Annotated in this window: 1 protein-coding gene; it reads right to left on the bottom strand. The window is 65.0% G+C overall.

Annotation, left to right across the window (positions count from 1 at the left end; genetic code table 11):
* Positions 1-120: 120 nt before the first annotated feature.
* Positions 121-1,044, bottom strand: a complete 924-nt coding sequence (locus tag ACK1VC_RS13830) for a LysR family transcriptional regulator (protein WP_016488877.1) — start codon at positions 1,042-1,044, stop codon at positions 121-123.
* Positions 1,045-1,180: the final 136 nt, after the last annotated feature.

Below are 1,180 nucleotides of genomic sequence, written 5' to 3' on the forward strand. Positions count from 1 at the left end.
CGGGTGAACCCGCTCCCACAGGGATCGACGGGACCCTGTGGGAGCGGGTTCACCCGCGAAAGGGCCGGCCCTGGCAGCCCATATAGCTCAGGATAGCCCGCAGCCACCACTATCATCAGCTCAGCGAATGGCAGCAGCCCGCACTGGCGTATCCAGCCCCACCAGTGTCTCGATCATCGCCCGCGCCGCCGGCGACAACCGGTAACCGCTACGGCTGACCACCCCGCAACGCACGCTCAGTACCTCCAGCGCCGGCGGCAGGTTGCGCCAGTGCAGGCGCACCAGGGTGCCAGCCGCAAGGTCATCGGCCACGGCCTCCTCGCTGGCCGTGCCGATAGCGTTGCTGGCCTGCACCACGCTGCGCAGTATGGCCAGGTGCTCGGTTTGCAGGTGCGGGATGAAATCGCTGCGCCCACTCAGGTTGGCCAGGCGCTTGCGCACGCCGGGGGCGAGCAGGGCGCTGGCCAGTGGATAGCTGAACAGGTCGTTGGTCGAGAGGCTGTCCTTGGCCAGTAATGGGTGCCCCGGGCGGCAGAAAAACAGGCCGGGGCGTGGCGACAGGGGCTCGGTATGGAAGTTGGGGTCGGCTTCGAACGGTCGGATATCGTCGACGAAAAACTCGATCTGTTCGCGGCGCAGGGCCTGGCCCAGGCGTTCGGCATTGTCCACCAGCAGCGAGGTGCGGATGCCGGGGTGGTGCTCGATGAAGTGGCGCAAGGCGTCGGGAACCAGGCGTACCGCCAGCGCCGGGCCACTGCCGAAATGCAGCTCGCCGGCGTCAAGCTTGGTCATTTGCAGCACTTCGTTACTCAGTTGTGCTGCGCCCTGCACCAGGCGGCGGGCGTGTTGCAGCACCACCAGGCCCTCGGGCGTTGGCAGCAGCGCCTTGCTGGCGCGGTCTACCAGCGGGCAGCCAAACGTGTGTTCCAGGCTCTGGATGGCGCGGCTGAAGGCAGGTTGAGTGATGCCCATGGCCTCGGCGGCACGGACGAAACTGCGGTATTCGGTAAGGGCAATGAAGTAGCGCAGCTGGCGGAGGTCCATGTCACGGCTCTGGGGCGGGGATCAGGGCCCTATTCAAGCTGTTACAGCTTATGTCGTCCAAGAAGGTTTATTGATTTGATTATTTCTTTTGGTTATTTCAAAGGGCCTTTGGCCTCTTCGCGGGCACGCCCGCAGC

The organism is Pseudomonas sp. XP2, assembly GCF_053557975.1.

What these genes read in the sequence shown, in the direction of transcription:
- ACK1VC_RS13830 (WP_016488877.1), bottom strand. Translation starts at nt 1,044, where the DNA reads ATGGACCTCCGCCAGCTGCGCTACTTCATTGCCCTTACCGAATACCGC.